The sequence below is a fragment of the Micromonospora sp. NPDC005367 genome (assembly GCF_040606825.1).
Lineage (GTDB): Bacteria > Actinomycetota > Actinomycetes > Mycobacteriales > Micromonosporaceae > Micromonospora.
This window is the reverse complement of record NZ_JBEXFP010000042.1, coordinates 37,358-60,187: the sequence shown is the minus strand read 5'-3', so window position 1 is coordinate 60,187 and position 22,830 is coordinate 37,358. Positions and strand designations below refer to the sequence as shown.

General features: G+C 72.4%; 20 protein-coding genes. 5 read left to right on the top strand and 15 right to left on the bottom strand.

Annotated elements, in window-relative coordinates:
- The 6 genes from ABZS42_RS24620 to ABZS42_RS24595 all read right to left on the bottom strand — a co-directional run.
- Positions 1-2,865, bottom strand: a 2,865-nt coding sequence (locus ABZS42_RS24620; protein WP_355149006.1) for an AMP-binding protein, incomplete at its 3' end; no start/stop codon positions are given.
- A 328-nt stretch (positions 2,866-3,193) separates the two neighbouring features.
- Positions 3,194-3,592: a DUF2267 domain-containing protein gene (locus ABZS42_RS24615; RefSeq protein ID WP_355149004.1), complete on the bottom strand. Its 399-nt coding sequence runs from the start codon at positions 3,590-3,592 to the stop codon at positions 3,194-3,196.
- Between the two features lie 65 nt (positions 3,593-3,657).
- The gene (locus ABZS42_RS24610; RefSeq protein WP_355149002.1) at positions 3,658-4,056 is read right to left on the bottom strand and encodes an NUDIX domain-containing protein; all 399 of its coding nucleotides are present in this window, start codon (positions 4,054-4,056) and stop codon (positions 3,658-3,660) included.
- 265 nt (positions 4,057-4,321) lie between these two features.
- A complete protein-coding gene (locus ABZS42_RS24605; RefSeq protein ID WP_355149012.1) occupies positions 4,322-5,632 on the bottom strand; it encodes a hypothetical protein in 1,311 nt (436 codons plus the stop codon).
- Between the two features lie 95 nt (positions 5,633-5,727).
- On the bottom strand, positions 5,728-6,546 hold the full coding sequence (locus ABZS42_RS24600; protein ID WP_355149000.1) for a sugar phosphate isomerase/epimerase family protein: 819 nt from the start codon (positions 6,544-6,546) through the stop codon (positions 5,728-5,730).
- On the bottom strand, positions 6,543-7,583 hold the full coding sequence (locus ABZS42_RS24595; RefSeq protein ID WP_355148998.1) for a zinc-binding alcohol dehydrogenase: 1,041 nt from the start codon (positions 7,581-7,583) through the stop codon (positions 6,543-6,545). The genes ABZS42_RS24600 and ABZS42_RS24595 overlap by 4 nt, the downstream gene beginning before the upstream one ends.
- 117 nt (positions 7,584-7,700) lie before the next feature.
- Here ABZS42_RS24595 and ABZS42_RS24590 point away from each other — a divergent pair, with 117 nt between their 5' ends.
- The 4 genes from ABZS42_RS24590 to ABZS42_RS24575 all read left to right on the top strand — a co-directional run bounded on the left by ABZS42_RS24590 (position 7,701) and on the right by ABZS42_RS24575 (position 11,652).
- On the top strand, positions 7,701-9,092 hold the full coding sequence (locus tag ABZS42_RS24590) for an extracellular solute-binding protein (RefSeq protein WP_355148996.1): 1,392 nt from the start codon (positions 7,701-7,703) through the stop codon (positions 9,090-9,092).
- The gene (locus ABZS42_RS24585) at positions 9,089-10,048 is read left to right on the top strand and encodes a sugar ABC transporter permease (RefSeq protein WP_355148994.1); all 960 of its coding nucleotides are present in this window, start codon (positions 9,089-9,091) and stop codon (positions 10,046-10,048) included. Before ABZS42_RS24590 ends, ABZS42_RS24585 begins: the two co-directional genes overlap by 4 nt.
- Positions 10,048-10,923, top strand: a complete 876-nt coding sequence (locus ABZS42_RS24580) for a carbohydrate ABC transporter permease (RefSeq protein ID WP_355148992.1) — start codon at positions 10,048-10,050, stop codon at positions 10,921-10,923. Before ABZS42_RS24585 ends, ABZS42_RS24580 begins: the two co-directional genes overlap by 1 nt.
- A 123-nt stretch (positions 10,924-11,046) precedes the next feature.
- Positions 11,047-11,652, top strand: a complete 606-nt coding sequence (locus ABZS42_RS24575; RefSeq protein ID WP_355148990.1) for a class I SAM-dependent methyltransferase — start codon at positions 11,047-11,049, stop codon at positions 11,650-11,652.
- Between the two features lie 250 nt (positions 11,653-11,902).
- Here ABZS42_RS24575 and eccB read toward each other — a convergent pair whose 3' ends face one another.
- Positions 11,903-13,288, bottom strand: a complete 1,386-nt coding sequence (gene eccB, locus ABZS42_RS24570) for a type VII secretion protein EccB (protein WP_355148988.1) — start codon at positions 13,286-13,288, stop codon at positions 11,903-11,905.
- 296 nt (positions 13,289-13,584) lie between these two features.
- Between eccB and ABZS42_RS24565 the strand changes: the two genes are divergently transcribed.
- Positions 13,585-14,301: a spermidine synthase gene (locus ABZS42_RS24565; protein ID WP_355148986.1), complete on the top strand. Its 717-nt coding sequence runs from the start codon at positions 13,585-13,587 to the stop codon at positions 14,299-14,301.
- A gap of 85 nt (positions 14,302-14,386) precedes the next feature.
- Here ABZS42_RS24565 and ABZS42_RS24560 read toward each other — a convergent pair whose 3' ends face one another.
- From ABZS42_RS24560 to ABZS42_RS24525, 8 genes are all read right to left on the bottom strand, one after another.
- Entirely contained in the window at positions 14,387-16,279 is a 1,893-nt protein-coding gene (locus tag ABZS42_RS24560) for an acyl-CoA dehydrogenase (RefSeq protein ID WP_355148984.1), read from the bottom strand.
- 144 nt (positions 16,280-16,423) lie between these two features.
- Positions 16,424-17,176: a dienelactone hydrolase family protein gene (locus ABZS42_RS24555; RefSeq protein ID WP_355148982.1), complete on the bottom strand. Its 753-nt coding sequence runs from the start codon at positions 17,174-17,176 to the stop codon at positions 16,424-16,426.
- A 157-nt stretch (positions 17,177-17,333) separates the two neighbouring features.
- Positions 17,334-17,954 (bottom strand): TetR/AcrR family transcriptional regulator, encoded by a 621-nt coding sequence (locus ABZS42_RS24550; protein WP_355148980.1) that lies wholly within the window; start codon positions 17,952-17,954, stop codon positions 17,334-17,336.
- 201 nt (positions 17,955-18,155) lie between these two features.
- On the bottom strand, positions 18,156-19,325 hold the full coding sequence (locus ABZS42_RS24545; protein WP_355148978.1) for an ABC transporter substrate-binding protein: 1,170 nt from the start codon (positions 19,323-19,325) through the stop codon (positions 18,156-18,158).
- Positions 19,326-19,358: 33 nt separating this feature from the next.
- A complete protein-coding gene (locus ABZS42_RS24540) occupies positions 19,359-20,126 on the bottom strand; it encodes an ABC transporter ATP-binding protein (protein WP_355148976.1) in 768 nt (255 codons plus the stop codon).
- Complete coding sequence (locus tag ABZS42_RS24535; RefSeq protein ID WP_355148974.1) at positions 20,119-20,895, bottom strand: ABC transporter ATP-binding protein; 777 nt, start codon at positions 20,893-20,895, stop codon at positions 20,119-20,121. The genes ABZS42_RS24540 and ABZS42_RS24535 overlap by 8 nt, the downstream gene beginning before the upstream one ends.
- A complete protein-coding gene (locus ABZS42_RS24530; protein WP_355148973.1) occupies positions 20,892-21,947 on the bottom strand; it encodes a branched-chain amino acid ABC transporter permease in 1,056 nt (351 codons plus the stop codon). The genes ABZS42_RS24535 and ABZS42_RS24530 overlap by 4 nt, the downstream gene beginning before the upstream one ends.
- A complete protein-coding gene (locus ABZS42_RS24525; protein WP_355148971.1) occupies positions 21,944-22,816 on the bottom strand; it encodes a branched-chain amino acid ABC transporter permease in 873 nt (290 codons plus the stop codon). Before ABZS42_RS24525 ends, ABZS42_RS24530 begins: the two co-directional genes overlap by 4 nt.
- Between the last annotated feature and the right edge of the window lie 14 nt (positions 22,817-22,830).

Below are 22,830 nucleotides of genomic sequence, written 5' to 3'. Positions count from 1 at the left end.
GTCGCCGCGGGGGGTGCCGCGGCCGTGCGGCTCGAGGCGGCGCCCCCCGCCGGGTGCCACCGCGGGGGGGGCGCGCGCCCCCGCCACCGCGGCGGCCTGCCCGGCCGGTCCGGGTACGGCGTATCCGGCGCGGTCCGGGCCGTCGTTGGTGACCGCCCAGCCGGGCAGGATCGCGTAGATCCGGTCTCCGTCGGCCTGGGCGTCGGCGAGCCGGCGCAGCGCGACCACGCCGACGCCCGAGCCGAATCCGGAGCCGTTGGCCGCCTCGTCGAAGGCGCGGCACCGACCGTCGGGGGAGGCGAGCCCGCCAGGGGTGTGCCGGTAGCGGGGCCAGGTGACGTTGACGCCACCGGCGAGCGCGATGTCGCACTGGTAGTCGGTCAGGCTCTGCGCGGCGAGGCAGACCGCGACCAGTGAACTGGAGCAGGCGCTCTGCACAGCCACCGCCGGCCCGGTCAGTCCCAGCCGGTACGCGACCTGCCCGGGCAGGTGGTCGGTGAACTGCCGGCCGATCAGCCGGGCCTCCCAGTCGTCCGGGTCCACGTCGCCGACCACCGCCGGGTTGTCCATGAGGTGGAACAGGAAGTAGCGGTTGGCGGAGGTGGCCGAGTAGACGCCGACCAGGCCGGGGAAGCGGGCCGGGTCGTGCCCGGCGTCCTCCAGCGCCTCCCAGGCGGTTTCGAGGAAGAGCCGGTGCTGCGGGTCGGTGCGGGCCGCCTCCTGCTCACCGAAGGAGAAGAACTCCGCGTCGAAGTCGGCGACACCGTCGAGCCGGCCGGCGGCCCGTACGTGCCGGGGGTCGGCGCGCAACGTCGGCCCGATGCCGAGTTCGGCCAGTTCCGCTTCGGTGTGGTCGTGGATCGAGTCCACCCCGGCGCAGAGGTTCCACCAGAAGGTGGCCACGTCGGGAGCGCCGGGGAAGCGACCGGCGAGACCCACCACGGCGATCTCGTCGCCGGTGTACTCGCGGGCGGCCACCGACGGCGCGGGCGGCGTGATCAGCACAGGAGCCGCCACCCCACCGGCGGACGGCGCGACCGGCACCTCACCGACGGGAGGCGCGACGGTCGCGGAGGGCGCCACCCCACCGGCGGACGGCGTGACCGGCACGGGAGCCGCGACCCGACCAGCGGACGGCGTGGCCGACGCGGAGGCCCGCGCCGGGTCGGCGGAAGCGTCGTCGAGCAGCCGGGCCTGCGCGGCCACGGTGGGGTGCGCGAAGAGGCGCAGCATGGGTAGCCGCACCCCGAACCGCTCGGCGAGGCGCTGCTGCACCTGACCGAGGAGCAGGGACTGCCCGCCGACGTCGAAGAAGTTGTCGCTGCGCCCGACGGTGTCGCGCCCGAGCACCGCGCGCCAGATGTCGTTCACGGCCTGCTCGGTCGGCGTGGCCGGGCCCGGTCCGGTCGGCACGGTGGGCTCCGGGTCCGGCAGCGCCCGCTCGTCGACCTTGCCGGTGACGGTGAGTGGGAACTCGTCGACCGGCACCACGGCGCGGGGCAGCGCGTACTCGGGCAACTGGCGGGCGAGCGCGGCACGCAGCGCGGCCGGGTCGAGCGGCCCGGCGGCCGGGCGGACGTACGCGAGCAACTCGCCGTCGCGGGCGACGGCCCGGACGCCTGCGACGCCGGGCTCGGCGGCGAGCAATGCCTCGATCTCGGCCAGTTCGATCCGGAAGCCGCGCACCTTGACCTGCCGGTCCAGCCGGCCGAGGCAGCGCAACTCGCCGGTGGGCAGCCACTCGCCCAGGTCGCCCGTCCGGTATGCCGGTACGCCGTCGGGGTCGGTGAAGAACCGGTCGCTGTGCTGGTCGAGGTAGCCGGGGGCGAGGTGGGCGCTACGCACGACGATCTCGCCGTTCTCGGCCAGCCGCAGCTGGTAGCCGGGCAGCGCGGCACCGATCGGCAACGCCCCGGTGGCGGTCGGGTCGGCTTGCGCCAGCGGCAGCGCGTACCGGGCCGCGAAGGTCATCTCGGTGGCACCGTAGCCGTTGACCAACACGCATCCGGGGGCGAACCGTCCCTGTCCACGGGCTGCGTCGGCGTGGCCGGCCGGTTCCCCGCCGAGCAGCACCACCCGCACCCGGTCGAGCCGTTCGACGCCGGGGGCGTCCAGCAGGAAGCGGTAGACCGTGGGCGTCGAGTGGTAGATGGTGACGCCGTGGTGGGCGAGTTGCTCGACGGCGTACGCCAGCCCGTGCCGGCGCAGGTCGACGGGGACGACCGCGGCGCCGGTGAGCAGCGCCGGGTAGAGGTCGGGGATGGCCGCGTCGAAGCTGAACGAGGCGAGCAGGCTGAGCCGGTCGGTGGGTCCGATGCGGAGGGTGTCGATCTGGTTGCGCACCACGTGCAGCAGGTTGTGGTGGGTCTGCCCGACCGCCTTGGGCACACCCGTCGAGCCCGAGGTGAACAGCACGTACGCCAGCGCGTCGGGGTCGACCGGTTGTGGGCGCAGCGGGGCGGGGCGCGGGTCCGCCACGACGAGGACGCGCGTGTCCGGCCGGTCGGCGGCGAGCGTCACGGCGAGTTCCTCGTGCTCGGCGGCGCAGAGGATGGTGGTCACCGCGGCGCCGGCGAGCATGTGCCGCAGCCGGTGGTACGGGTAGCCCGGGTCGAGTGGCACGTACGCGCAACCGGCGGCGAGCGTGCCGAGGACGGCGGCGACGGTTCGGTGCCCGTGCGCGGTCAGCAGCCCCACCCGGTCGTCTGCCCGGACCCCGGCCGCGACCAGCGCCTCGGCGTACCCGCCGGCGAGACCGGCCAACTCGGCGTAGGTGAGCTGCCGGTTCTCAGTGAGGACGGCGGCATGTTCGGGACAGGCGGCCGCGACATCGCCGAAGCGATGGATCAGCGTCTCGTCGTTCATGTCAGGACGTGCGGTTGTGTCCACTATGGACAGACGCGCGGCGATGGACAGCCGTGATCATGATCCCCCCAGGACTTCACATTGACAGCAGCATAAGTCTCGATGCCCGGCAGAAGAGTTCGTCGATGAGAGTCCGACCGAAGAGCCGATCGGGACCTCAGACGAGGGGCGGGGGAAACAGGCCGATCATCCCTCTAGCACGCAGAGTAATTGGAGCATAGAGAGCAACAAGCGGTTAATCTTCCGGCCGCCGTGCCAAATCACCGACAAATTTCCGGAACTTCCCCGGATGTCGGACCATGGACAGGAACGCGCGGGTGGTCCGGGCTCACCAATCGTACGACGGCGGAAGCGGCTCGACCGCACCATCGGGGCTCATCGGCAGCCGCGCCACCATCTCCCGGAACTCGGCGACGGTGACCGCCTCCCGGAGCGTGGCGAACACCGCGCCGGTACCTGCCTGCGCGGTCGCCTCGTCCACTCCGGCCCGCTCCCCCACCCGGCGCAGGAACTCACCGGGGCCGGCGGGCGCCGCGTCCGCGTCCGCGCCCGGTCCGGAGAGGTAGCCGTCCAACTCGTCCGGAAGCCGCCCGGCCAGATCGTCCGCCGGGCGCCCGGTGACCCGCTCCGCCATCGTCTGCAGCACCGCTCGGGCGATCGTGCCGGCCTGCTCCGGGGGCAGCCCGGACCGCCGGGACACCGCGTCGATGAAGCGGGGAAACCGCACGCCGCGCCTCCTTCGTCACCGGCCCGGCGCTTACCCCTGCCCGCGACCGGCAAACCAGCGCCGGATCAGCGCAGCAGATCCGCGGCGTGCAGGTGATCGAAGATGATCTGGTCGACCGGGGAGACCCGGTCCCGGTCGGCGTACCCGAGCCAGGCCGACTCGGCGATCTCGCCGGACGGACGCAAGGTACCTCGATACTCGGCGGTGTAGCAGGTCATCCGCACCTCGACGCCCGAGGCGTGACCGTGCGCCTGCGCGGTGAACGTCCCGACGTGCACCGCGCTCGCCACGTCCACCTCGACGCTGAGCTCCTCGGCGATCTCGCGACGCAGAGTGTCCCGGTCGCTCTCGCCCGGCTCCCGCTTACCGCCGGGCAGGTACCAGACGTCCCGGCCCTGCGAGCGGGTGCTGAGGATCCGCCCGTCCATCAGCAGGATCCAGGCGACCTTGTCGATCTCGGTCATGACGCCCCCTCGCCTCGGCGCACATCATAGACACCCGCCCGCGCCGGTTCCCGACGACTGCCGGGATGGCGGAACTACGACACGACGCAAGTCCGCCGCGCCGGTTCGACCATCGACAGCGGCCATCTGGTCGATGCTCCATCGCGTACACCGGTCGTCGTCCGGGCCGTCGGCCCGCGACAGGAGCCACCGGGTGGGCGCGTGCGCTGGGGGCCCGCGCCCACCCGGTGCACCGGCCGGACCGCGGCGACCCGCGGCCTGCCGTTCAAATCGCGGGAGCCGGCTCGCGTTCCTCGGCGAGCAGGTCGAGCAGGAGCGCGGCGGTCCAGCCGAACGCGGGCGAGCCGAGCCCCGCCCCCGTGTCCGGGTGGAAGTACTCGTGGCAGCCCGCCGTCGCCACCAACTCGGCCATGGACCGCCCCAGTCCGGTGGCCAGGTCGGCCCGCCCGTGGCCGAGCAGGCCACGGCGGACCAGCCAGTTGATGTTCATCCAGCTCGGACCGCGCCAGTAGCGCAGCGGCTCGAAGTCCGGCGCGGTCCGGTCGTAGCTGGGCAGCGGCCGCGACATCCGCCGCGCCACCCCGAAACGCGCCGAACACGCCTCGGCGACGATCGCCGCGACGTGCGAGGCCGGCAGGTCCGGCAGGATCAACGGCGCCAGACCCAGCACCGTCCGCGCCGGTATCAGTCGTCCGGTCCGCAGATCCCGAGGTTGGAACGTCCCGGTGGCCGGGTCGTACAGCCGGCGTACCAGCGCCTCGGTGATCCCTGCCGCGCGGTCCCGGTGCGGCCCCGGGTCGGCGTCGACAAGTGGCGCGATCGCGGCCAGCGCGTGCTCGGCCGCCCCCGCCGCCGCGTTGAACAGCGGGCACTCGACCAGGAACGGATGCCGCCGGGCCAGCTCCGCGTCCCGGTAGCCGCCGTCCCGGTACGAGGCGACGATCGCCACGTACCGCGCGTAGTCCAGGTCGGTGGGGCGGTGCGCGGCCGGCGCGCGGGCGGTGTCGTGCCGGTGGTACGCCCGCATCACCGCCTCGTCGGCCGCGACCACCGCCATCGGGGCGTCCCAGGCGGGGCTGTTGTCCAGCCCGGACTCCCACGGGTGCAGCACACAGGCCAGCCCCGCGCCGCCCACGTCCCGCCGGGTGGCCAGGTAGCGCTGCTGGGCCACCAACCGGGGATAGAGCCGGCGCAACGCCGCGCGAGCCGGGTCTGAGGGGGCCCGCCGGTACGCGAGCCAGGCCGCGAGCGCGTGCACCGGCGGCTGGACCAGGCCGGAGGTGGCGGCGGCCGGCGCCGCCTCGGCCCGCGCCGACGCCCAGAACTCGGGCCCGGGAAAGTACGCCCCGACCGGCAGGCGGGGGTTGAACACGATGTGCGGCACCCGCCCGTCGCCCCACTGGGCCCGGAACAGGCTCTCCAGCTCCCGCCAGGCGTACTCGGGGCGGAGGTGTGCCCACCCGATCGCCATGAACGCCGAATCCCAGCTCCACTGGTGGGGGTAAAGGGTGCGCGACGGCACGGTGTGGTCGTGCTCCCAGTTGGCCTCGAGGGTGGCCACGGCGAGCCGGCGCAGCCGTTCGGCGTCGCCACCCGGCCCGTCGACGGCCCCGCCGTCAGCCGGCCCGCTCGCCACCTCGTCGAGCGAGCCGCCGGACGGGCCGCCGGCGCTCACGCCGCCGCCTGGCGGGGTTCGGCGTGCCGCAGCACCGTGGCGGCCTGCTGCAACGCCCGCACCGGGTCGCCGCGGAGCCGGCACTCCAGGGCCAGCCATCCCCGGTAGCCGATCTCGAGCAGGGTACGCACCAGCGCCGGCCAGTCGAGATGGCCCGCGCCCGGCTGGTACCGGTTGGAGTCGCTGACCTGGACGTGCCCGAGGTACGGCGCGGCGGAGCGCAACGCCCGGTGCACGTCGTCCTCCTCGATGTTCATGTGGAAGGTGTCGGCGACCACCCGCACCGAGGGCAACCCGACCGCGGCGCAGAGCGCGACCGCCTCGTCGAGCCGGTTGACCATGTGGTCCTCGTACCGGTTGAGCGGCTCCAGGAAGAGAGTGACCCCTTCGGCGCGGGCGTGCTCACCGAGGGCGGCGAGGGCGTCCACCAGCACCTGCCGGTCGCCGGCCGGCGGTCGGGGCGGCTCGAACGGCGGCAGCCGCCGGGAGAACATCCCCCACGCCGCGGGGGTCATGACGCCGGTCCCGCCCAGCTCGGCGATCACCGAGAGCTGGGAACGCAGGTTCCGTACGGCGTCGGCGGAACGTGCCGGGTCGAAGTCGCCGATGAAGTGGTCCATCTCGACGCAGACGGTGGGCATCACCACGCCGGCGGCGCGGGCCCGGCGAAGTTCGGGCAGCCGGCGAGCGAACGCCAGGTCGCCACGCCCACGCAGCTCGACCCCGTCGTAGCCGAGCGAGGTGGCCAACGCGTACTTCTGGATCAGGTCGGTGCCCGGCAGGAGCTGCTCCTGGCAGGCGATGTGGATGGTCATGCGAACCTCAGCACCACTTGGAGGACGTCACCGTCAGCGCGATCGAGCAACGCCAGCGCATCGGCCACCGCGCCGGCGTCGACGACGTGACTCACCAGCGGCAGCGGGTCCACGTTTCCCTCGGCCACCAGCTCCATGAAGGTCTGGGCGACCCGGGTCCCGGTCCACCGGCCGGAAAGGCCGGGCGCCGGTGTCGGCCCGGAGACCTGGGCCGCCACCAACTGGATCCGGTTGTGGTGGAACTCCTCGCCGAGGCCGAGGCCGGCGGCCTGCCCCTGGTAGAAGCCGGCGGCCACGACGCGACCGGCGTGGGTGGTGGCCCGTATCGCCTCGTGCAGTGCCGGGTACGCCCCGGACAGCTCGAGGCAGACGTCGGCGCCCCGGCCACCGGTGGCGCCACGCAGCACGTCCGCGGCCGATTCGACGCCCGCGTCGACGGTCGCCCGGGCGCCGTATCGACCGGCGTGCACGAGTCGGGCGGCGACCCGGTCCACGGCCACGACGCGCGCCCCGGAGAGCACCGCGAGGCGGGTGGCGAGCAGCCCGATCACGCCCTGCCCGAAGACCCCGATCCAGTCCCCGAGGTGCAGGTCGCCGGCGAGCACCGCGGTGAGCGCGATGGCGCCGGGTCGGGCGAAGACGGCGGCGAGCGGATCGAGACCGGGTGCCAGGGGCTGGACGGTGTCGGCGGCCACCACCGCCTCGGCCCGGTGCCCCCAGATGCCCCAGACGGTCTGCCCCGGGTGCCGGTCGGTCACCTCGGGCGACACCTCGACTATCTCGCCGACCTCCTCGTAGCCGAAGCCGACCAGCGGATAGGGCACGGGGGTCTGGCGGGGCACGAACATCCGGGAGATGTCGTCCCAGTCCTTGCTCAGCCGGGGGTTGCTGCCGCGGTAGAGGGTGAGCTCGGTGCCGGCGGAGATGCCGGAGTAGCGGGTGCGGACGCGGACCTCGCCCGGACCGAGTGGGTCCACGGGGCAGGGCTCCAGGCTGATCCGTCGGGGCCCGGCGAGAGAGACAACCCAATTGACCATGAGTCACATCCCGGTAGCGCCGAGCTCCATCGTAAAACAAAAAATCGGCATATGTCTTGTAATTGATCAATCGAAGGGGTTGAATCCGCGATGTACCCTTCGAGAGGAGTGCCGCCGATGTCATTCACTCCGATGCGGACGCTCACCGCCACCCTGGTCCTGGCACTGGCCGGGTCCACCCTGCTGGCCTGCGGCGACGACGAGCCCGACAGCAACGACAAGAAGATCACCGTGTGGAGCCTGGAGGACGTCGCCGACCGGGTCACCGCCACCAGGGCGATCATCGCCGACTTCACCGCGCGGACCGGGATCCAGGTCGAGCTGGTCACCGTCAACGAGGACCAGTTCCCATCGCTCATCGCGTCCGGCGCCGCCGCCGGGGAACTGCCCGACGTGGTCGGCTCCGTCTCACTGGCCGGCATCCGCACCCTCGCCGGCAACGAGCTGCTGCACCCCGACGCCAACGGCGAGATCGTGCAGGCGCTCGGCCGGCAGACATTCTCCCCCCGGGCCCTGGAGTTGACCGCCGACGACGGTCGTCAGCTCGCTGTCCCCAGCGACGGCTGGGGTCAGCTGCTCGTCTACCGCAAGGATCTCTTCGACGCGGCCGGGCTCCCCGCGCCCGACACGTACGCGCGGATCGCCGCCGCGGCGGCCCGGCTGAACACCGGCGGAATCGCCGGCATCACCGCGGCGACCGCGCCCGGCGACGTCTTCACCCAGCAGACGTTCGAACATCTGGCGCTCGCCAACGGCTGCCAGCTCACCGACGGCTCCGGCGCCGTGACGCTCGACTCGCCGCAGTGCGTCGAGGCGTTCCGGTTCTACGGCGACCTGCTGCGCGACCACTCGATCAAGGGCGCGCAGGACGTGGACACCACCCGGGCCACGTACTTCGCCGGCAAGGCGGCCATGCTGATCTGGTCGCCGTTCATCCTCGACGAACTGGCCGGGCTCCGTGACGATGCCAGACCGACCTGCCCGCAGTGCGCGGCCGACCCCGCCTTCCTGGCCAAGAACAGCGGGTTCGTCACCGCGATCAAGGGCCCGAACAGCGCGCCGGCCCAGTACGGCGAGATCAGCTCCTGGACGGTGCTGGACGGCGCCGCCGCCGACCCGGCGAAGAACTTCGTCGAGTACCTGCTCGGCGATGCCTACCCGCGCTGGTTCGGCATGTCCCCGGAGGGCCGGTTCCCGGTACGCAAGGGCACCGCCGACGAACCGGAGAAGTTCCTCACCGCCTGGAACTCCAGCCAGGCCGGGGTGGACGTCAAGAAGCCGCTCGCCGACGTGTACGGCGACGAGGTCCTCGACGCCCTGCGCGCCAGCCCGGACACGTTCCAACGCTGGGGCCTGACCCAGGGGCAGGGCAAGCTCGTCGGTGCGATCCTCGGTGAACTGCCGGTGCCGAAGGCGCTCAACGACGTGATCGCCGGCAAGTCCGACGCCGCCGCGGCCGCGGGCCGCGCGAAGAAGGACGTGGAGGCGATCAAGGCGGGCGTCAATTGACCACCACCGCGCCCGGCACGGGCCGCTCCCCCACCCGGGAGCAGCCCGCCGGCCGGCGACCGCACCGCCCGTTGACCCTGCGCAGACGCGAGTCCCGAGCCGGACTCGCGCTGGTCGCGCCGACAGTGCTCGTCGTGCTCGCCGTGATCGGCATCCCCATCGTCTGGACCGTGGTGCTCGCCTTCCAGCGGGTCCGGCTCGCCACGCTGCGCCGCACCGGCCTCTTCGGCGAGTTCACCCTGGACAACATCGAACGGGTGCTGCACACCCCGGGCTTCGCAGACACGCTGCTCACCACTCTGCTCTACAGCGTCGGCAGCACCGCCGGGTCGATCGCGCTCGGCCTGGTCGCGGCGCTGGTCGTCCGCCGCCCGTTCCGGGGCCGCACCCTGGTACGGGCTTCGATGCTGCTGCCGTACGTGGCGCCGGTGGTCGCCATGACCTTCGTCTGGCAGGTGATGCTCGACCCGCAGCTCGGCATCGTCAACCACTGGGGTCAGCGGCTGCTCGGCTGGGACACGGCCGTGCCGTTCCTGTCCCAGGAGTCCACCGCGCTGGCCACCGTGATCGCGTTCGAAGCGTGGCGCTACTTCCCGTTCGCCTTCCTCTTCCTGCTGGCCCGCCTACAAGCGGTGCCGGGCGAGTTGGAGGAGGCCTCCCGGGTCGACGGAGCCACCCCCACGCAGCGCTTCCGGCACATCCTGCTCCCCCAGCTGATGCCGGTGATCGCGCTGCTCGGCGTGCTGCGGTTCATCATGACGTTCAACAAGTTCGACGACGTCTACCTGCTGACCGGAGGCGCCGCCGGCACCGAGGTCGTCAGCATCCGGGTCTACGAGTTCCTCACCGCGCGTACCGACATCGGCGCGGCCGCGGCGCAAGCGGTGGTGCTGGCAGTGGTACTCGTCGTGTTCGTCCTGATCTACCTGCGCTTCTTCGCCCGGAGGGTGGACTGATGGACCGCGACCGGGTCGAGACGGTGGGGCTGCGCTGGCTGCGCTGGCTGCGCCGGCTGGTCATCGCCGCGTTCCTGCTGATCACCGTCTTCCCCTTCTACTACATGCTGGTGCTCTCGGTACGCCCGATCGAGCGGCTCCTGCTCGACCCCGGCGCGCTGGTGGTCGGCCTCGGCGAGCTGACCGTCAGCACGTACGCCGAGGTGCTCAAGGCCACCGAGGACGGCGGCCAGGGATTCCTCGCCTTCATCGGCAACAGCGGCCTCGTCGCCGTCGCCGCGACCCTGCTCACCCTGGTCGTGGCGATCCCCGGCGCGTACGCGGTGTCCCGGCTGCGTTTCTTCGGCCGCCGCCAGGTCGACTTCCTCTTCCTGGCGGTCTACCTCTTCCCGTCCATCGTGATCGCCATCCCACTGTTCGTGGTCTTCACCCGGGCGGGGCTGCGCGGCTCGCTGGTCGGACTGGTGCTGGTCTACATCTCGCAGACCCTGCCCGTCTCGGTGTACATGCTCAAGAACTACTTCGAGACCATCCCGGTCAGCCTCGAGGAGTCCGCCGCGATCGACGGCGCCGGCCGGCTCGGCATCATCCGCCGGATCAGCCTGCCCCTGGCCGCCCCATCGATCATGGCGGTCGCCCTCTACGACTTCATGATCGCCTGGAACGAGTTCCTGTTCGCGCTGCTCTTCCTCGTCGACAAACCACACCGGTGGACGGTGTCGCTGGGACTCGCGCAACTGGCCGACGGGGTGGAGGTGCCGAAGACGGTGCTGATGGCCGGCTCGGTGGTCCTCACGCTGCCCATCGTGCTCCTCTTCTTCGCCACCGAACGTCTCCTGACCGAAGGCCTGACCACCGGCGCCGAAAAGGCCTGACCCCCAGGCCCCACGCACTTTCACGGAAAGAGTGGCCATTCCTCGTGGAATGGCCACTCTTTCCGTGAAAGAGGGCCCAGACTGCGTGAGGGGGCGCGGATGGGGCTGGTTACGGTGGGGGCCATGGGAAACGCGACGCGTTGGGAGACCGACACCGGGCCCGAGCACTCGCAGTGGTATATCGAACGGTTCCGCCGACTCGCGGCCGAGGGGGCGGACCTGACCGGCGAGGCTCGTCTGGTGGACGCGCTGGTGCCGCCCGGTTCCCGGATCCTCGACGCCGGATCGGGCACCGGCCGGGTGGGCGCCGCGCTGGCCGCCCGGGGTCACACGGTGATCGGGGTGGACGCCGATCCGGCGCTGGTCGAGGCCGCCCGGGCCGATCATCCCGGCCCGCGTTGGCTGGTCGGTGACCTGGCCGAGCTGGACCTGCCCGCGGTCGGCGAGGCCGAGCCCTTCGACGCGGCGGTGCTGGTCGGGAACGTGCTCACCTTCGTCGCGCCGGGCACCGAGCAGGAGGTGCTGCGTCGCCTCGCCGCACACCTACGTCCCGACGGCGTGCTGGCGGTCGGTTTCGGCACCGACCGCGGCTACCCGCTGAACGACTTCGACGCCGACGCGGTCGCCGCCGGCCTGCGGCTGGAACACCGCTTCGCAACCTGGGACCTGCGCCGCTGGCGTGACGACGCGGATTTCGCCGTCACCCTGCTGCGCCGCCCTGCCGACTGACCCGGGCACCGGCCTGCCGACCGAAAAGCAGGCCAGCACGAGGTGGACCGGATGTTCGCCACGCTGCGGGCCACTCGCCGTCACCGGCCGGGCCCAGCGCCGCCGGCCCGTCGAGTCGGGCCACATGCCGCCCGGCCCGATGAGTCCGGCCACACCGCCCGGCCCGTCGAGTCGAGCCCAGCGCCGCCGGCCTGTTGAGCCCGGCCGGGCCGCGCGGCTTGTCGGGTCGGGCCGGACGGCGCGCGACCGGTCAGCTCGGCGCGGCGACGGCCCGCGCCGCCGCCGGATCGAGCGTGGCCCCCGCGGTCACCAGACTCACCACGCCGGCTGGCAGCCGGGTGGGGCGCACGTCGCGGTAGCCGAGCATGGCCAGCACCTCGCGGTCGGCCACCACGTGCCGCCGGCCCAGGTCGGTCACGATCGACACCGCCCCGCCGGTGGCACCGGGCGCCGCGACCGCCTCGACGACGGCGCCCCGGCCAGGCCGCACGACGACCTGGTCGGCGTGGACCGCTCCGCCCGTCGCGCCCGAGCGAGGCGCGGCGGCGGCATCCGGCGGGCGTACGCCCACCCGCAGCTCCGCCACCCCGGCGTCGTCACGCACCGTGGCACACACTCCGCCACCGTCGACGGCGGCCAGCCGTGGTGGCGCCGGGGGCGGGGCGGCCGAGCCGGACGGGGCCAGGTCGGCCACCTCGGGCAGCTCGGCGAAACGGCCGAGGGTCATTGCTTCCGCCTCGCCCTGACCGGTGCGGGCCAGCAGCAGGCTCGCCTGCAACTCGGTGATCCCGGCCAGCCCGTCGCGGACGGCTACCGCGTACTGCCGGCCCCCACCGGAGTTCCGCACCAGGTAGACGTCGCCGATCTCTGCGTCCGGTACCCGGGTGGACCGCTGACCCAGGCCGGGCAGCGTCGGCGGCGCGAGATCGGCCCCGGCCGGCAACGTGTTGAGCAGGGCGGCCGCCACCGGCACGGCCCGCGCCCGGGTGGTGGCCAGCGCGGCGAGCACCCGGGCGGAGTCGCGGACCAGGTAGCGGCGCGCATGCCACACCAGGTGCAACCCGCCGTCGGGATCCCGCGCCAGCAGCGCCTCGTCGCCGAGCTGCCGGCCACCGCGCGCGTCCTCGCCGATCAGCAGCACCGAGCGCGGGACGGCGCGGCCGACGTCGGTGGGCGTTGCCGAGCAGACCGTCCACGGGTCGTTCGCGAGCCGGGCCGGCGCGGGCAGCGAATCCGGAGCGTCGGCGATGCCCAGTGGCAGGCCGCGCGGCACACCCTCGATGGACCGGCGGGACACCAGCACCGTCCTCGGCTCCTCGGCGCCGACGATCAGCAACGCCGAGGCGTAGTTGAGCACGGGGTGCAGCTTCTCGTCCCGGTAGACGTACCGGGCGCCGGACTCCTTCTCCACGATGACCGCGCCGGTGTCCCGCCAGTTGCTCCCGCCGCCCGCGAAGAGCCCGTACAGCGCGAAGCCGCCCAGCCCGATCGCGGCGACCAGCACGCTGGCCAGCGCGGCCCCGGCGAGCCGCCGGAACGGCGACTGCGCCGGATCGGTCTCCCGCATGACCAGCGCGGCGACGGCCCGCTGGACGGTGAACTGGTACGAGTGCAGCTGGTCCTGCCGCGACGGCATGACGTCCCTTCCCGTGCTCGCTCGGGGCACAGGATATGCGCTGCGTCGATCTTCCGTGAACCTTCGGTAACGTCCGCCGCCACCTCGGTGGTGGTGCGCCGTACAGTCGCCGCCGTGAATCCCTCGCACGGCGGCCGGCACGCTGCTGGTCCTGCTGCGCCGGCGGCCTGCGCTGCGCCGCCCGGTCGGCCCGGTCGTGATCGCGATGACGGCAGTGGTGGTGGCGTGCGCGCTCAGGCCGGGTTGACCGCGAACCCGGGTAGCATCCGGCACTGAACCGGCGAGAAGAGGACTGTGTGGGCGCGCGCTTCGAGGAACTGGCCTGGCGGGAAACGCCGATCGGCCTGATCAGCCTGCGCCGGCGCCGCGACCCGGCACTTCAGGTCGAGGTGTACGAGGTCAAGCTCGACGACGAGTTCCTGATGTCCAGCCTCTTCCCCGTCGCGGAGATCGAGCTGGCCCGGCTCGGCCTGGCCCCGCTGGTCGGCGGCGAGTTGGAGGTGGTCGTCGGTGGTCTCGGTCTCGGCTACACCGCGCGCACCGCGCTCGCCGACGACCGGGTGCGGTCGCTGATCGTCGTGGAGGCGATCGAGGACGTCATCGACTGGCACCGGCGGGGTCTGCTGCCGTTCGCCGCCGGCCTGGCCGACGACCCGAGGACCCGTCTCGTACGGGACGATTTCTTCGCGGCCGTCGAGGGCGACGGGTTCGACCCGGACCGGCCGGAACGCCGCTTCCACGCCGTACTGCTGGACATCGACCATTCTCCGCGGCACGTGCTGCACCCGCGCAACGCCGCGTTCTACACGCCGGCCGGGCTGCGGCGGCTCGCCGCTCGCCTGCACCCCGGCGGGGTGTTCGCACTCTGGTCGGACGATCCGCCCGACCCGGCGTTCGAGGAGGCCCTCACCGAGGTCTTCGCCACCGCGCAGGCGCACGTCGTGCCGTTTCCGAATCCGCTGACCGGCGGTGAGTCCAGCAACACGGTCTACGTCGCCCGGCACAGGGCCTGACCGCGCAGGGCCTGACCGCGCACGGCCTGGCCGCGCAGGGCCTGACCGCGCACGGCCTGCCCTGCCCGGGCAGGGTGGGCGTCGGTCAGAACCAGGCGTCGCGCATCTCCAGGGTGGTCCGGTCCAGACCGGCCAGCAGGTCGAACTGCGGACCGGTGCGGGGCAGCTCGTACCGGAAGAACCAGTGCGCGGCGTGCCGCTTGCCGGCGTACAGGTCGGCGTCCGGCGCGGCGGCGCCGGCCGCCTCCACGACGAGCAGCTGCTCCAGCCACATCCAGGCGATCACCACGTGACCTGCCGCCTCCAGGTAGACGCTGGCGTTGGCGAGCGCGAGCTGCGGGTCACCGGCGCTCCGGAGCCGGCGGGTCACGTCGGTGAGCCGCCGCACCGCCGAGGCGAGCTGCTCGGCCAGCTCGGTGGTCTCGCCGCCGATCTTCCGGGCCCGGTCAACGGTCGCGCCGATCGTCTCGACCAGCGCGGCCAGGCCCGCCCCGTCACGCCGGGTGACCTTGCGGCCCAGCAGGTCCAGCGCCTGGATGCCGTGGGTGCCCTCGTGGATCGGGTTGAGCCGGTTGTCGCGCCAGTGCTGCTCGACGTCGTGGTCGCGGGTGTAGCCGGCGCCGCCGTGCACCTGGATGGCCAGGTCGTTGGCGGCGAGACACCACTGCGACGGCCAGCTCTTCACGATCGGGGTGAGCGTGTCGAGCAGCAGGTGGGCGCGGGCCCGGTCGGCCGGCTCCGGGGCGCTCTTCTCCTCGTCGAGCAGCCGCCCGCTGTAGAGCACCAGCGCCAGTGCGCCCTCCACGTAGCTCTTCTGCGCGAGCAGCATCCGTTTCACGTCGGGGTGGGCGGCGATGGGCACCTGTGGTGTCGTCGGGTCCTTGTCGGCCAGAGGCCGGCCCTGCGGGCGTTGCCGGGCGTACTCCAGAGACTTCAGGTAGCCGGTGTAGCCGAGGGCGGTGGCGCCGGCGCCCACCCCGATCCGGGCCTCGTTCATCATGTGGAACATCTGCGCCAGCCCCTGGTGCGGCTCGCCCACCAGGTAGCCGACGGCGCCCGCCCGGCCCGCCGGGTGGTGCGCGCCGTCGCCGAAGCTGAGCAGGGTGTTGGTCGTGCCCCGGTAACCCATCTTGTGGTTCAGTCCGACCAGCGCGACGTCGTTGCGCTCGCCGGGCTCGCCGTCCGGGCCGGGGAGCAGCTTCGGCACGATGAACAGTGAGATCCCCTTCACCCCGGGCGGGCCGTCGGGACGTCGGGCCAGTACCAGGTGGACGATGTTCTCGCCCAGCTCGTGCTCCCCTCCGGAGATCCACATCTTGGTGCCGTACAGCCGGTGGGTGCCGTCGGCCTGCGGCTCGGCCCGGGTGGTGATGTCCGCCAGCGAGCTGCCGGCGTGCGGCTCGGAGAGGCACATGGTGCCGAAGAAGCGTCCCTCGATCATCGGGCGCGCCCAGGTGTCGATCTGCTCCGGGCTGCCGTGGGCGAGCAGCAGGTTGGTGTTGCCGAGGGTGAGCATCGGGTACGCCGAGGTGGCCACGTTCGCGGCCTGGAACCAGGCGAAGCAGGCGGCGGCCACGGTGTGCGGCAGTTGCATGCCGCCGACGGACTCGTCCAACGTGGACGCCAGCAGGCCGGTCTCCGCGAAGACGTCCAGCGCTGCCTTGATCTCGGGGATCAGCCGTACCTGCCGGCCGTCGAACGTGGGCTCGTCGAGGTCGGCCGCCCGGTTGTGCGGGGCGAAGTGTTCGGTGGCCACCCGCTCGGCCAGTTCCAGCACGGCGTCGAAGGTTTCCCGGGAGTGCTCGGCGTAGCGGGGGCGGACGGTCAGCCGCGTCACGTCCAGCCAGTCGTAGAGCAGGAACCGCAGATCGCGCCGGGAGAGCAGGGTGGACGGCACGGGTCTCCTCTCACGGGTAGCCTGCGGGACGTTCGGCGGGCCGTGGTCGTCGCGCAGCACGACGCTGGTCGTCCCCGTCATCCTGTCCGATGGGGACGACCAGCGCATCAGCCGCCAGTGGCCGGAGGGTGATGCGCTCGGCGCGGAAACCGGGACCGCCTGCGGAGGTGAGGACGAGCAGCTGTGCCGGGCCCGATCGGTCGGGCCCGGCACACGCTTCGTGACTCAGCGGCTGATCGTGCGGTCGAGCAGGTCGAACATGGCGGCCCAGTGCCGCTTCTCGGCGGCCTCGTCGTAGGCGGCGGTGTCGGACATGGTGAACCCGTGGGTCGCGCCCTCGTACACCTCGGAGCGGTACCGGACGCCGGCGGCGTCGAGGGTCCGCTCCAGGGTGGCGATCTGGTCGGCGGTCATCGAGTGGTCCTGGTCGGCGTGCGCGAAGTAGAGCTCGCCGGTCACCGAGCCGACCCCGAGGTGCGGGCTGTCGGCGGCGTCGGTGACCACCCGGCCAGCGTGGAAGCTGCCCAGCGCGGCGATCCGATCCGGGTACGCCTCGATGGCCCGCAGCGCGTTCATGCCGCCCATGCAGTAGCCCACGATGGCGACCGGCCCGGCCGCGACGTCGTCGTGTGCGGCCAGGAAGTCCAGGTACGCGCCGGCGTCGCGGGTGACGACCTCCGGGGTCAGCGCGGCCATGTACGGACCGATCTTCTCGAAGATCTTGCCCCGCTGCTCCGCGTCGTCGAGCCTCGACAGGTCGAACAGCGGCGACCGGCCGGCCCGGTAGAAGAGGTTCGGCATCAGAACCACGTACCCGCGGGCGGCGATGGTCTCGGCCATCTCGACCATCCGGGGCCGCAGCCCGAACGCGTCCATGAAGACCAGCACGGCCGGGAAGGGACCCTCACCGTCCGGGCGTACGAGGTAGGCGTCCGCCACCCCGTCGCTGGTCTTGACGTCGACCGTCGTCGTCTGCACCGCAGCCTCCTCAGATGTAACCGTGGTTCCGCCGCAAGACGCTACCGGTCGAATCGTTGCCCTCCGCAACGACCCGGGGAGTTCACCCGGCCCGGCTCACCGCCGCGCCGCTGCGGGACTCCTGATTCCGGGGTGGCCACCCGCCTGGATCGTCCGGTCATCCCGCCGCGCGGAGGGCACCGTGCAGGAAGAGTTCCACCATTCCCCGGTTGGACAGCTCCGGGGCGCCGCCGCCCGAGAACCGGCCGCGGCCGCCCACGAACGTGAGGAACACCTCGGTCAACTGCTCGACCGGCAGGCGCAGCGTCTCCCGCTCCGGCTCCAGCAGGGCGGCAACGGCTTCTCTGGTCTCCGCCTGGCTCGCGTCCCGCCCGGCCGACCGCTCGCGCGGCGCTTCGCCTCGCCGCCGCGTCCGACCATGGCCGGACGCGTGCAGGGCGCCGAGCACCGTGCCCATCCGTCCGAGATGGGCCTCCAGAGCGTCGGCGGCCTCGACCAGCCGGTCCACCAGCGGCTGGTCGAGTGGGATCGAGCGGAGTTCACCCAGCACGGTCGCCGGATCGAGCGCCGCGGCGATCACGGCGTCGAGCAACTCGTCCTTGTCGGTGAAAACCCGGAAGATCGTGGCCTCGCCGATGCCGGCCATGCGGGCCACCTGGGCCGTGGTGACGCTCGCACCGTGCTCCGCGACGAGCGGCAGCGCCGCCCGTACCACGGCTTCTCGTCGTTGTTCGGGACTCATTCCCGGCGCGCGTCGCCGGGCAGGCGTGTTCGTCATACCCGAACCATACGGAGTGAGTACTCACTCCGTCAACGGGCTTACCCACCGCACCGGGAAGCTGACAGCGTTCGCGCGCGGACCCGTACCCGGTGACCCGACCGACGTCCGCGAAGATGAGGGACGGTGTGACGTACTGTGGCACGAGTGCGCGTCCGGCCGCTCGCACCGCGGCCGGACGCGCCACTCCCCGAATCCAGGTCAGCCGGCGAGGTGCCAGTCACCCTGCCGGACAACGAGGATGCCGAGCGCCTCCGGGGTCAGACCGGAGTGATTCTCGGCCGTGAAGTGCAGCGGCCCGCTCACGCCGTCGAACTGTGCGGCCTCGATGTTGTCCCGCACCTTCTCCCGGTCGGTGCTGTCGGCCTTCTGCACCGCGTCCACGATGGTCTGCAGCGCGTCGGCGGCGAACGATGCGAAACCGGAGTACGGCCCGTTGGCGGACTGATAGGCGGTGACCCACTGCTTCTGCGCGGCACCCTGCGGCGTGGAGGCATCGATCTCGTTGACCGCCAGCACCTTCGGGAAGACCATGTTCGTGCCCTCGGCGGCGTCACCGGTGCCCTTCACGAACAACTCGGCGCCGGCGCCGGCGTCCAGGTACACGGCGCCTGGGTAGCCGGCGTCGCGCAGCGCCTTGACGATGAGCCCCGCGGCGGGCATGACCGCCCAGATCACGACCGCGGCCGGCTTCGCCGCGACGATCTTGGAGACCTGGATGGTCATGTTGGTGTCGGCCTGGCCGAACTGCTCCTCGTGGACGACCTTGACACCGACCTTGGCGGCCTCCTGCGTCACGGCCTTCTCACCGTCCTGACCATAGACGTTGTTGACGTACAGCAGGCCGACCGTGCCGAGGTTCTTCCGCTTCAACTCGGCGCCGATCACCTGCGCGTCCTCGGCCGGGTTCGGTGAGATCTTGAAAACGTAGCGGCGCTCGGCGACCGGACTGGTGATGGCACTGGCCGAAGCGAGCGCGATCGTCGGCACCTTGTTCTCCGTGATCGTCGGGATCGCAGGGACGATGCAGGCGCTGCACCCGCCCGAGATGACCGCCGTCACGTTCTCGTTCTTGATGAAGTGGTTGACGTTCGCCACCGACGTGTTGTTGTCGGTGCGGTTGTCGCGTACGACCAGCCGGATCTTCCGTCCCCCCGCGGCGTCGCTGTCGTTGAGCTGCTTGACCTTGAGGTCGAGCGCCTTCTTGTACGTCGTACCGATGGACGCCGTCGGGCCGGACAACTCGAGGTTCGCCCCGATGACGATGTCCCCCTTGCTCTCGTCCTGAGCCTGCTCGTCGGCGGCGCAGCCGCTCACCACCACAGCCAGCGCCGTCGCCACGGACAGCGACAGGACAGCACGTAAACGCATCGATCCCCCCTATTGGATCTCTTTGACACCGGGTCAGCGCCGCTCGGCGGTCCCCAACCCGAGGTATGCGGCCCGAACCTGCGGGTCGGCGCGTAGCCGGGCGACCTCGCCCGCCAGGCTGATCCGACCGCGGTCCAGCAGATAGCCCGCGCTCGCCACGCGGAACGCCACCGAGGCGTTCTGCTCGACCAGCACCAGGGTGGTGCCGGCGCCGGCGAGCGCGGTGAGGATGCCCGTCACTTCGGCGACCGCCTTCGGAGCCAGCCCGAGCGACGGCTCGTCCAGCAGCATCACCGTCGGTGCGGCCATGAGTGCGCGCCCGATCGCCAGCATCTGCTGCTCACCACCGGAGAGCGTCCCCGCCGGCTGGCGACGCCGCTCCGCCAGGCGAGGGAACCGGCCGTACACCTCGTCCGCGCTCGCGGCCACGGCGGAGCGCCGGCGGCCGTACGCGCCGAGGAGCAGGTTCTCGTGGACGGAGAGCGCGGCGAAGACCCGCCGTCCCTCGGGCACGAGCACCAGACCGGCGCGGGTGCGCCGCTGGACGGACCAGTCGGTGATGTCCTCGCCGCGCAGCCGCACCCGGCCGCGGGACGGCCGGACCAGTCCGACCATCGTCTTCAGCAGCGTGGTCTTTCCCGCCCCGTTGCTGCCGATCAGGGTCGTCGCGGTCGCCGCCCGCACCGCCAGGTCGACGCCGTGCAGCACCTCGATCCCGCCGTATCCGGCCGCCAGGCCGGTGACCTCCAACAGCGGAGCGTCGCCGGCCGGCGAGCTGGCGTCTTCCACCCGCTCAGTCACGATGCTCGACCTCCTCCCCCAGGTAGGCGGCGCGCACCGCCGGGTCGTCCACGACGGTGGACGGATCCCCGTCGGCGAGCAGCGTCCCGTGGTCGAGCACCACCAGCCGATCGCTGACCTGCAACACACTGGCGACGTCGTGCTCGACCAGCAGCACGGTGATCCCGCGCCCGGCCAGGGACGACACCAGCTCCACCAGGTCCGCGCCCTCGCCCCGCGCGAGCCCGGCGAGGGGCTCGTCGAGCAGCAGCAGCCGCGGCCCACCGGCGAGCGCCCGGGCGATCTCCAGCCGCCGTTGGAGCCCGTACGGCAGGCTGCCGGCGGGCTGCGTCTCCCGGCCGGCCAGGCCCACCTCGGCGAGCAGGTCGGCCGCGTACTCGCGGTGGCGGCGCTCCTCGCGCCGCGCCATCGGCAGCCCGAGCATCGCGGCCGGGCCGATCCAACGCTGGCTCGCAAGTCGCGGCACGAGCACGTTGTCCAGCACGCTCAGCGAGTGGAAGACCTGCAGGTTCTGGTAGGTGCGCGCGACGCCCGCCCGGGCGATCCGGTACGCCGGCCTGCCGGTCAGCTCACGCCCGTCCAGCAGGACCCCGCCCCGGGTGGGTGACACCACGCCGGAGAGCACGTTCAGCAGGGTCGTCTTGCCGGCGCCGTTGGCGCCGATCAGCCCGACGACGCCTCCACTGTCGTGCCGCAGTGACACGTCGTCGAGGGCGGACACACCACCGAAGCGAACGGTGAGCCCCCGCAGTTCCAGGATGGCGCTCACCGGACACCACCGGTCGGCGCGTGCCCGACGTCCGGTTCGGTCTGCGACGCCGGCGGCGCGCCGCCGGCCCGTCGACGCGCCCCGGCGACCCGGCGGGCCAGAGCGGACGCCCCGCCGGCCACTCCGGTGGGCAGGAACAGCAGCGCGACGATCAACGCGACGCCGTACACGACCAGTTCGTAGTTGCCGCTCGCGTTCGGCACCAGCACGGGTACGTACAGCTTGGACGCCTCGGCGAGGGTGATCACCGTGAACGCCCCGAGCGGCGCGCCCCAGACGCTGCGCGGCCCGCCGACGGTGGCGATCAGCAGCAACTGGACCGAGTTGAGGATCCACATCAGGTTCGGATCCACATAGCGGTACCAGTGCGCGTAGAAACCGCCGGCGACGGCCGCGAGCACGGCGGCGAGCACGAAGGCCGTACGGCGCAGGCCGGCGATGTCCACACCGCTGCCCGCCGCGGCGACGGGGCTGTCGCCGGCCGCCGTCAGCGACCTGCCCAGGCTCGAGCGCAGCACCGCGTCGACGAGTACCACAGCCAGCAGCAGCACGGCCGCGACCAGGTAGTACGTCGACAGGTCCGTGGTGAACCGGTGGCCGAAGAGCGTCAACGGCGGCAGGTCGGCGATGCCCGCGTTGCGGCCGGTGTACGAAAGCTGGTTGGCGGTGAATGTCAGCGCGACGCCGATGCCGAGCGTCGCGAGGGCGAAGTAGTGACCCTGCACGCGGAAGATCGCCAACCCCATCAGCCAGGCGATCACCCCGGCGATCAGGGCGCCGGCGAGGATCCCCAGCACCGGCGTGACGTGGTGCCGGGTGGTGAGGATCGCCGAGGTGTACCCGCCGATGCCGTAGAACGCGGCCTGCCCGAGGGAGATCTGGTTGGCGTGCCCGGTGAGCGGCACGAGACCCAGCGCACCGAGCGCGAACAACGCCATCACGACGGCCGTCGACATGGTGAAGAACGGCACCCGGGTGAAGACCGCCGGCACGGTCAGCAGCACCGCGACGAAGACGACGTACCCGGTCGCGCGGGTGCGCAGCGACCTCATACCCGCACCACCGCCCCGCGCCGCAGCAGCCCGGTCGGCCGGACCAGCAGCACCAGCACGAGGATGCCGAAGACGATCGGGTCGCGGTAGCCGCTGCTGACGTACCCCGTGACCCCGGCCTCGACGAGGCCGACCGCGAGTCCGCCGACCACGGCGCCGGCCGGTGAGCCGAGCCCGCCGAGGACTGCGGCGGTGAATCCCTTGAGCCCCAGCGCGACGCCGATGGTGGCGTCCGGCGGCTGCAGCGGGCTGAGCACGATCCCGCCGATCGCGGCCAGCGCTGCGGCGAGCACGAAGGCCAGCAGGCTCATCCGCTGCGGCGAGACTCCCATCAGCCGTACGGTCTCGACGTCAAGCGCGGTCGCCCGCATCGCCCGGCCGAGACCGGTGTGCCGCAGGACGAGCCACATCCCCACCATGACCAGTCCGGTGACCGCCGCGCACCACAGGTACTGGCTGGAGATCCGTGCCCCGAACAACGCGACGTGGTCCTCCCCGCCGAACGGTCTGGCGAAGTGCTGGTCGGCGCCGAACGCCAGCAGCGCCGCCCCCTGCAAGGTGATCGAGGCGCCGATGGTGAGGATGACCAACCGGTCGTGGGTCGCCCGCCGGGCGGGGGCGATCACCCCGAGCTGCACCAGGCCACCCACGACAGTGGTGGCGACCACCGCGAGCGCCGCCGCCGGCAACGCCGCGAGTCCGGACTCCTCGGCGACCGCGAAGGTCAGCCCGCCGACCATGACGAAGTCGCCCTGGGCGAAGTTGATGACCCCGGTCACCTGGTACACGAGACAGATTCCGAGACCGACGATCGCGTACGTCGTACCGGTGGCTATGCCGACGACGGCGAAGTCCAGCAACTGGGACATCCGGAACGCCTCAC

Bases quoted from the DNA above. Each gene is read 5' to 3' on its own strand.
- ABZS42_RS24610 (WP_355149002.1), bottom strand. From the start codon at position 4,056: ATGACCGAGATCGACAAGGTCGCCTGGATCCTGCTGATGGACGGGCGG.
- ABZS42_RS24600 (WP_355149000.1), bottom strand. From the start codon at position 6,546: ATGACCATCCACATCGCCTGCCAGGAGCAGCTCCTGCCGGGCACCGAC.
- ABZS42_RS24595 (WP_355148998.1), bottom strand. From the start codon at position 7,583: ATGGTCAATTGGGTTGTCTCTCTCGCCGGGCCCCGACGGATCAGCCTG.
- ABZS42_RS24590 (WP_355148996.1), top strand. From the start codon at position 7,701: ATGTCATTCACTCCGATGCGGACGCTCACCGCCACCCTGGTCCTGGCA.
- ABZS42_RS24580 (WP_355148992.1), top strand. From the start codon at position 10,048: ATGGACCGCGACCGGGTCGAGACGGTGGGGCTGCGCTGGCTGCGCTGG.
- ABZS42_RS24575 (WP_355148990.1), top strand. From the start codon at position 11,047: ATGGGAAACGCGACGCGTTGGGAGACCGACACCGGGCCCGAGCACTCG.
- eccB (WP_355148988.1), bottom strand. From the start codon at position 13,288: ATGCCGTCGCGGCAGGACCAGCTGCACTCGTACCAGTTCACCGTCCAG.
- ABZS42_RS24560 (WP_355148984.1), bottom strand. From the start codon at position 16,279: ATGACGGGGACGACCAGCGTCGTGCTGCGCGACGACCACGGCCCGCCG.
- ABZS42_RS24550 (WP_355148980.1), bottom strand. From the start codon at position 17,954: ATGACGAACACGCCTGCCCGGCGACGCGCGCCGGGAATGAGTCCCGAA.
- ABZS42_RS24545 (WP_355148978.1), bottom strand. From the start codon at position 19,325: ATGCGTTTACGTGCTGTCCTGTCGCTGTCCGTGGCGACGGCGCTGGCT.
- ABZS42_RS24530 (WP_355148973.1), bottom strand. From the start codon at position 21,947: ATGAGGTCGCTGCGCACCCGCGCGACCGGGTACGTCGTCTTCGTCGCG.
- ABZS42_RS24525 (WP_355148971.1), bottom strand. From the start codon at position 22,816: ATGTCCCAGTTGCTGGACTTCGCCGTCGTCGGCATAGCCACCGGTACG.